This window comes from Cyanobacteriota bacterium, assembly GCA_025054735.1.
In the GTDB taxonomy this organism is placed as follows: domain Bacteria; phylum Cyanobacteriota; class Cyanobacteriia; order SKYG9; family SKYG9; genus SKYG9.
Genome location: JANWZG010000152.1, coordinates 1 through 8,398, shown reverse-complemented (window position 1 = coordinate 8,398; position 8,398 = coordinate 1). Strand labels below are relative to the sequence as shown.

The 8,398-nt window shown below is 46.9% G+C and carries 10 protein-coding genes; 5 read left to right on the top strand and 5 right to left on the bottom strand.

The genetic code is table 11. The annotated features are described in order from the left end of the window. Positions 1 to 48: 48 nt before the first annotated feature. Complete coding sequence (locus NZ772_09040; protein MCS6813697.1) at positions 49 to 252, top strand: hypothetical protein; 204 nt, start codon at positions 49 to 51, stop codon at positions 250 to 252. A 40-nt stretch (positions 253 to 292) separates the two neighbouring features. On the opposite strand, the gene NZ772_09035 is transcribed toward NZ772_09040, so the two are convergent. From NZ772_09035 to NZ772_09025, 3 genes are all read right to left on the bottom strand, one after another. Next, the gene (locus NZ772_09035) at positions 293 to 1,600 is read right to left on the bottom strand and encodes a S41 family peptidase (protein MCS6813696.1); all 1,308 of its coding nucleotides are present in this window, start codon (positions 1,598 to 1,600) and stop codon (positions 293 to 295) included. A gap of 351 nt (positions 1,601 to 1,951) precedes the next feature. After that, positions 1,952 to 2,479 (bottom strand): hypothetical protein, encoded by a 528-nt coding sequence (locus NZ772_09030; GenBank protein MCS6813695.1) that lies wholly within the window; start codon positions 2,477 to 2,479, stop codon positions 1,952 to 1,954. Between the two features lie 48 nt (positions 2,480 to 2,527). Beyond that, positions 2,528 to 3,055, bottom strand: coding sequence for a hypothetical protein (locus tag NZ772_09025; protein ID MCS6813694.1), 528 nt, complete (start codon positions 3,053 to 3,055; stop codon positions 2,528 to 2,530). Between the two features lie 80 nt (positions 3,056 to 3,135). Between NZ772_09025 and NZ772_09020 the strand changes: the two genes are divergently transcribed. The 3 genes from NZ772_09020 (at position 3,136) to NZ772_09010 (ending at position 5,572) form a co-directional block, all read left to right on the top strand. Beyond that, a complete protein-coding gene (locus NZ772_09020) occupies positions 3,136 to 3,468 on the top strand; it encodes a hypothetical protein (protein MCS6813693.1) in 333 nt (110 codons plus the stop codon). A 102-nt stretch (positions 3,469 to 3,570) separates the two neighbouring features. Then, positions 3,571 to 5,235, top strand: coding sequence for a GAF domain-containing protein (locus NZ772_09015; protein MCS6813692.1), 1,665 nt, complete (start codon positions 3,571 to 3,573; stop codon positions 5,233 to 5,235). Between the two features lie 43 nt (positions 5,236 to 5,278). Beyond that, on the top strand, positions 5,279 to 5,572 hold the full coding sequence (locus NZ772_09010) for a DUF2103 domain-containing protein (protein ID MCS6813691.1): 294 nt from the start codon (positions 5,279 to 5,281) through the stop codon (positions 5,570 to 5,572). A gap of 589 nt (positions 5,573 to 6,161) precedes the next feature. Here the strand turns inward: NZ772_09010 and NZ772_09005 are convergent. Beyond that, the gene (locus NZ772_09005; protein ID MCS6813690.1) at positions 6,162 to 7,187 is read right to left on the bottom strand and encodes an ABC transporter permease; all 1,026 of its coding nucleotides are present in this window, start codon (positions 7,185 to 7,187) and stop codon (positions 6,162 to 6,164) included. A 54-nt stretch (positions 7,188 to 7,241) separates the two neighbouring features. Beyond that, entirely contained in the window at positions 7,242 to 7,952 is a 711-nt protein-coding gene (gene trmD, locus NZ772_09000; GenBank protein ID MCS6813689.1) for a tRNA (guanosine(37)-N1)-methyltransferase TrmD, read from the bottom strand. A 169-nt stretch (positions 7,953 to 8,121) separates the two neighbouring features. On the opposite strand from trmD, the gene NZ772_08995 reads away from it, so the two are divergent. Then, a partial coding sequence (locus NZ772_08995; protein MCS6813688.1) for an ATP-binding cassette domain-containing protein occupies positions 8,122 to 8,398 on the top strand: 277 nt, incomplete at its 3' end.

Here is an 8,398-nt window from a genome sequence, read left to right as displayed (position 1 = left end):
CTACCTCATCACTACACTATACCAAAATCAACATCAATGGAGTCATCAATGGCTACAACCGACGTTTGGTACATTGTTAAACAGGAGAGCGGACACTGTGAAATTCGGGCTGGTAGCACCATGCATCAACCACAGCCTTCAACCACTACTGAGCCTCAATCACAGGATGTATGGGGGCCATTTAGCTCCCGACAGGAGGCCATTGCCCGCCGAGTTGGGCTGATTCGCGCTGGCAAGTGTTTACCGTCCTAATTAATCTACAGGATTGTTATATGAGTACCTAGCTCAGCGGTCAATTCTGAGTAGGGTCTGATGGGCTGCTAGCTTGGGTTCCCTGTTGAGCTGCAAGAATTTGCCGCCGTAAAACTTCCATGGCCTTTGCGTATTGGGGATCATCCATTGTCCCAATCTTGTCACGATCGCGGCTCAGCATCTTACGTTGTTCCTCAGTCAACTCAATGACTACATTTGGATCAATGCCATGTTTGTTAATATCTCTACCGCTGGGGGTTAGGTATTTTGCGATCGTCACAGCTAGGCCAGAGCCATCACCCAAACTCCGCACTGACTGCACCAGACCTTTCCCAAAGGTCTTGGTACCCACAAGTATTGCCCGCTTGTTATCTTGCAATGCCCCCGACAAAATTTCGCTAGCACTGGCAGAGCCACCATCCACGAGGATAACCAAGGGTTTGTTGGTTAGAGCACGCCGATTTGCCCGTTCTAGATCGGTCACCCCCTGACGATTAACCGTAGATACGATTGTGCCTTCGTTTAGCCACATCCGAGCAATCTCAATGCTGGCATATAACAGGCCACCAGGGTTCGATCGCAAGTCTAGAATGTAGCCCACTACCTGCTGCTGCTCCAACGCTTTGATGGCATCTCGCATTTCACCTGAAGCATTAGCGCTGAACTGGTTAAGACGAATGTACCCAACCTTACCCGAAGCGCTTTCCTTAACACTGAAACGAACAGGGTGGATTTCAATCTTAGCCCGCTTTAGCACGTAGTCCCGCTCTTGGCCGCCACGCAAAATGGTTAGAGTTACTTGAGTGTTCACAGGCCCCCGAATAAGGTTAACTGCCTGGTCTACATTCATGCCCTCAGTGCTTTTGCCATCAATTTTTACGATGATGTCGCGGGCAAGAATTCCCGCCTTTGCAGCAGGAGTATCTTCTATGGGAGACACCACAACTAGTTTCTTAGTTTCCTCATCCTGAGAGAGTTGAATACCAACACCCGTCAACTCTCCGGAGGTGTCAATCTGCATGTTACGAAACTCGGTTGGATCCATAAATCTGGTGTAGGGATCGTTGAGGCGCTTCAACATTTCCCGCACAGCTTTATAGGCTTCTTCCTTGTTGGCATAGGATCGGTTGAGGTATTCCAATCGCACTGCCTTCCAGTCCACCTGATTAAAGGTGCCATCAACGTAGTTACGGTCAATAATCTGCCAAACCTCGTCAACCAACTCCTTGGGGCTTTCTTGAAAGAAGGCTTGACCTTCGGAGAGGTGTAAGCCAGCACCCGTAATCCCGATCGTTGTGATTGCAAATGCAGTTGCGCCAAGAACCAGTCCACGTGTTGAAAGTGCCATATGCCTATTTAGCCCGTATATTTAGCCCGTGAGGAAGTCGTTATCACTAGAATTCCATATCTTTTCTAAAACCATACAAAAAGACAGGAATATAAATAGTCTTACCTGCTACCCTATGCCAGCAATAAACCTAAAGTCAGTCTTTCACTAACAGCTAAGTAGAGACAAGCCAACTACAACGACTATAACAACTCTACTGCCGTAGCCTCAACACTAATTTAGTAAGTGTGCCGAACTACACCTAACGTTACACGCAGTTGTATTTGTCAGCCTGCAATCCTAGGGAATTAGACTTGCTCGTTGCATAGAGATAGCTACTTGAACAAAATACCACCACTAGATTTTGCAAACTTAGAACTGCAACCCTAGTCCACCTTGAATAGCGATCGCCGTGTTGCCATTGCCCTTAAATGCATTAAACGCAAATACACTGTTAGCGAAAATCACAACATTACTATTAGGCACAGCAAAATCAATACCAGGTTGAATCACAAATGCAGACCGATTACCTACGGGCGAAGGGGTCGTACCATCGGTAACTGATGCCCCAACACCAACATAAACATCAGTTTGCCATCCAATCGGCACATCATAAGAAACTGTAGGCACAAATGCTGTCGAGCCTCTGAGAGCAAACAACTGCGCCCGCACCGAAACTGGTAGCTCTAAAAACTTATAGCGAACAGCTACAACACCACCTAGACCATTCTCTTCCCCTGGCCCGCCACTCGTTAGTCCATAGGCTGCACCTACACCAATATAGCTACCATAAGCAGGCTGTGCCTTTGCAGTAGGGTTGGTAAGCATTAAACACCCACCAGCTAGCACACCCACCAACCCAACGGCACTTAATATCGACGAGCCAGACCAACCTTTCATGAATTTCAACCTCTATTACATCAGCACAAAACTTAAGCACAGGCAAGCTTAAAACTGTAGACCTACTCCACCTTGTAGCGAGAAGGCATTGCCATTATTGCCCTTGTAGGCGTTGAAGGCATACACACCGTTGATAAAGATCAGTGTATTACTGTCCCCCAAACCAATATCAATACCAGGTTGCAACACAAATGCATTCCGATTACCGACTGGCGATGGACGCTCTCCCTCTGTTAAAGCCACACCTCCACCCAAATAAACCAAAGAGTTAGAACCAACTTGCAGGTCGTAGGAAATAGTTGGTACAAAAGCAGTTGTGCCACTAAAGATGAAAACTTGACCTCGTACTGATACAGGCAACTGCCCCACTTTTTGACGACCAGCAATTACAACTGATGTGCCAGCAGGCTCACCAGAAGCACCTTCCGTAAATCCAAAGCCTGCACCAACCCCTACATAGCCGTTGTAAGCAGCTTGGGCATCAACCAAGTCAGACTGCGCCCAAAGAGCAGTCGATGCTAGCGCTGTAATTGTAGTGATGCGCAAGACTTGCTTCACCTGTGCAAGGTTGTTCATGGTCTGGTTCCCAATCGCTTTATGATGGCTAGATAGTAGCTCAACTCTTAAAATTCGCACTATCAATTTAGTGATTGCTTGTGAAATACTTTTTCTTGTCAGACGGATGGACTGTTGGTCGGGTGTGGGAACCAAGTGGGTTGTGGGATGATTTAACGTGGCGACGCAAACCCTACATTCAACAGTTAGATATTTGTATTCTGGAGCAGAATGAAACGCTGCGGCTGTACCAAGTCGAGGATATGGTACTGATGGTGGAGGTGCAACCCACTGCGATCGCCAGTGTCAATCAGCCGATTGGGCAAGTCGTGCTCAAACGGTTAATGACTGCTGAACAGGCGATTGCCAAACTGAATGAGGCTGAGGCAGTATTGAAAAATACCGATCATCAGCAGCATAAAAATACGCTGTAATCTAGTGAATTTATCAGTAAACCAGTTGTAGCCGATACTAGAATGGCTACAAGATTAGTAAGAAAAGATTGATGCCCATCTTCTTAAACCAAGAAGTGGACTATGCCCTACCTCATTCACCAGCCTGATACCGCAGAGCAAGTTGTTTGGAAACTAAACCCCGGAGTTAATACGATCGGTCGGGGGCAGGGTAGCTATGTGCTGATTGCAGATGCTGAAAAAGGGCTTTCACGCCTTCATGCTGAAATTACCCTCGATCAAGATGTGGCTACCTTAGTAGATTGCAATAGTCGTAATGGAACATTTATTGGCGATCACCGCATTACAAAACACCAGTTGCGGGATGGTGACGTAATTCGCATGGCTAATGCCGTTTTTAAATTCGTCAATCATTTAGACACCCCCTCCACAGATACACTCACTGGGGTTAAACTGCCAGCACAAGAGTTAACTATCCTAGGGAGAATTTCACCCGACAAAACCCGGATTGAGATGCAGGAACTGCTGGACTCTGAACAAACTGCATCAAACCGTGCAGGGTTACGGTTGCGGCAACAAGATGATGCTAAGCGCACGGCTGATAAACTCAAAATTCTCTTGGAAGTGAGTAAGCAACTTTCCTCACCAGATTCTGCGGATGTGTTGCTCGAACGGTTACTGAATCTTGTGTTTCAAATTATGGCGATTGATCGGGCTGCCATTCTGATGCTCAATGAGACCACAGGACAGATGGAGCAGCGAGCTACTAAGGCTCGGCCAGGCATCTATGTTGACGCTCACTTCTACAGCACTCGGATCATCAACTATGTCTGTACCCATAGCGAGGCTATTCTCACTAACGATGCCAGTGTAGACTCACGATTCGAGTCATCTGACTCTATCTTATTTCAGACGATTCAAGCTTGTATGTGCGCTCCTCTCAAACCCCGCGATACGGTAATTGGGGTGATGTATGTAGATAACGTATCTATGTCTAACACCTATTCAGAGGAGGATTTGGAGTTTTTAACTGCTCTGGCGAATCAAGCTGCGATCGCCCTTGAAAATGCCAACTTGATCAAAAAGATGCAAGCTGAGGCAGTCATTCGTGCCAAATTGGAGCGCTTTTTTCCAGCCGCCGTCACCCGCAAAATTGAGGAAGAAGGCGACCTGAAGATTGTAGAAACGGAAGTGACAGCACTGTTTTCAGATATTAGCGGCTTCACGGCGATGTCATCTCAAATGGAGCCACGGCAAGTTCTAGAGATGCTAAATGACTACTTCAAGGTCATGGTAGAGGATATTGTTTTTCGCTACGAAGGCACCTTGGAGAAGTATATTGCTGATGCGTTACTGGCAGTTTGGGGAGCGCCTTACCGCAAGATCGACGATGCGGCCAGAGCGGTTTGGGCGGCGATCGAAATGCAATGGGCAGCGCGTAACCTTAGCCAGCAGTGGAAAAAGCAGCGCAATCTAGAAATTCACATTCACATTGGCTTAAACACGGGGAGAGTTGCCGCTGGTAACATTGGTTCACAAAACTTGATTCAGTACGCAACGATTGGTGATGCCATGAATATTGCTAGTCGCATTTGTAGTGTTGCACAAGCTGATGAAATTGTAATCTCCCAAGCTACCCTAGACCAAATTGGTGAGACTACCTTTCCTGTAGAAAAGATGCTACCAGTGACTGTGAAAGGGAAAAATGAGCCATTACAGCTCTATAAAGTGTTATGGGAACAAGTTATTGTTTGGGATCGAATGAAATCTACTCTATCGGACTTGTAGTTGGTTCATAGTCAACTTAATCCATCACCAAGGTTGTTGTCCTATGACCAGTTCTAAAAACGGCAGGCTAGTCTGGAACCATTCTACTCACATCCCAGGATTGATCCCTGTGCTGCACCAGCTCACTACCTATAATGGAATCCAAACCATTACACCAGCCGTGATTGGACGTGCAAAAGGGCGTGCTCCCCAACTGCAATTGAAAGTTTCTGTGCCTATTCGGGGTGGGTTTAAGCTGATTGCTCGTCAAGGCAAGAGCTATCAAGAAGTATTTATAATTACGACCCTTACTAAAGAACAACTAGAGGCTGCGATCGCTGAAATATTACAATCGTAATCCGTCTCAACGTAAACTTTAATATCAAGGTCTTGAACCAGGCCATCGTTGATCTATATTGATAGTTAAGAGGTGATTAAAACCTCTCTGGCAGATGAAAAGGCCGATTGGTTACGATTGATTGTATGCTGTTTAGTAAACAGGAGGAAGACAATTTGGCTTTTAAGTCTGACAGGTTCGATCAACAGAAACCCACACGTCGATCTGACACTTCCCTTTATTGAGTTTTACGGGAGCACTGAAGCTAGTCAGCTTACAACTTGGTTAGAACATTTAGTTAAAGCCTAGTTGCGCCATAAGTGTTCACTGATGATGTAGGCATGTGATTAGTTCATCTCTGCATAAGCTAGCTACGTTAGGGAGGTCACTCAAGGTTCGAGTGTGGGTTTTGTTATGCTCTACCTTTTGCTAAAAATTCAACCATTTAAGTAAAAGTTCAACCGTTTAAGGTGGTTCTAAAGTGTTTCAAAGTATTTCAAAAAGTATTTGAAAAAGTATTTGAAGATGTCTGCTGGGTCATCCTGGAAAAGCAGCGGTTAGTGAGTAATTGTTTTGGTATCCCATAGAAGGGGAATTGTTGATGCTGTGATTAGTAGCGAATTCGAGGATCCACGAGGGCGTTGAGAATGTCGATCGCGATACTTGCCAACACTACGATTGTTGCAAAAAACACAACTATACCCTGGACAACTGGGTAATCTCGCTGGTCGATCGCTGCATAGAAACGGTTGCCTAACCCAGGCCAAGAGAATGTCACCTCCGTCAAAATAGCCCCGCCTAGAAGGGCTGCTAGGGTCAAGCCTAGCACCGTAATTACAGGAATTAAGGCATTCCTCAGAGCATAGGCCCATAGGATCCGACCTTCGGGAATGCCACGAGCACGGGCAGCCTCTACATAATCAGCTTGCAACGTTTGGCGCAGATTGACTCGCACAATCCGTTCAAAGATGCCACTGAGAAGAATGCCCAAGGTCATCGACGGCAATGTTAGGTGATATATCGCCATCCCAAACCCAGGCAAGTCACCCGCTAGCAAGCTGTCGATCGTGTATAACCCTGTAATTGGTGCAGGAGGATCACTACCAATAGGAAACCGCGACCCCAGGGGAAACCAGCCTAACTGAGCAGTGAATAATAATTGCAGTAGCATCCCCATCCAAAACATTGGCAGCGCGTAGGTGATAATGCCAAACAAGCGTCCCCCGGCATCCAGTGCTGTATTTGGGTGTGAAGCTGAGAGCACCCCTACCCCTACTCCCACCGCCACAGCGATGATCATGCTAAACACGGCCAACTCCAGGGTTGCTGGAAAATACTCGCGAATAATCGCCCATACTGTTTGTCCGCGTGTCACCAGAGATTCCCCTAGGTCGAGTTGCAATAAGTGACCCATGTAGTCTAGATATTGCTGCCAGAGAGGCTTTGCCAAGCCTAATGCTTCTCTCAGTTCAATTTTTCGAGCTTCTGGAGCGCGGATACCCAAGATGGCATCAACTGGGTCACCGGGGGTTGCCCGCAACAGTAAGAACACAATCGTGGTTGCCAACCACAACATCAAAGGAGCTAGTAGCAGCCGCAGTAATACATAGGATTGAAGCGCGCGAGAACGAGACATGAACTGCATTCAATAGGGGTCAGCAGATGCATTCTACCCTTCAGCAGGAGCATTTTACCCTGTGGTCGGGGGCTGATTTTGGCCTGCTTGCCAGCGATTGTACAAATCAGGACGGCGCAAGCGTGTGCGCTCTAGTTGCTGCTGTCGTCGCCAACGGTCAATTTCTGCATGGTTGCCAGACAATAATACTTCTGGCACTCGCCACCCACGAAACTCAACAGGGCGCGTGTAGTGGGGATAGTCTAATAGTCCATCCTCAAAACTTTCTGCTTTCAAGGATTCCTCTTTGCCGACGGTTCCCGGTAACAGACGAATTACCCCATTCAGCAGTGTGAGGGCAGGAATTTCCCCACAGGTGAGCACAAAATCCCCTAGAGATACCTCTTGAGTAACTAAGTTCAGTACTCGCTCGTCTACCCCTTCGTAATGACCGCAGATAATCACCAACTGGTCATAGTGCTGGGCAAACGTTTGGAACATAGATTGGTTCATGGTTACCCCTTGGGGTGTCATCAAAACCACCTCACGTCTTGGTAAAGCTGGAATTGCTTGGAGGGCGTTGGCGATCGGTTCCACTTTCATGACCATGCCTACCCCACCACCATAGGGTTCATCATCTACTTTATGGTGTTTGTCGGTTGTAAAATCACGGGGATTTATTAAGTGCACACTGGCAATCTGTCGAGCTAGGGCTTTTCCTAGCAGGCCAGACGCTAAAGGCGAGGTGAAAAAGTCAGGGAATAGCGTAATGATGTCAAACCGCATCACAACTCTTTGCAAGTCTTTGCAGGGCGTTAGGCATAATTGTGCATCATTGCAGATCATCGAGATCTTAGAATTTATCCGTAGCTATCTGCTATTGATGGAAGTCGTGATGTTATAAAATACGATAACCCCGTCGGTAAAGTGGGGATTCTCTTGAGAGGTCGCTGACATGGGTATTGTTGTTGAAAATGTCTCAAAGCAGTTTGGCAGTTTTCGGGCCGTTGATAATGTCAGCCTAGAAATTGAGACAGGTTCCTTGGTAGCTTTATTAGGGCCATCTGGATCAGGAAAGTCTACCTTGCTGCGGCTAATTGCAGGGTTGGAGTTTCCTGACACAGGCAAAATCTTCCTAACAGGGCGAGATGCTACCTATGAGAATGTTCAGGATCGCAATATTGGCTTTGTGTTTCAACACTATGCTCTGTTTAAGCACATGACGGTGCGTA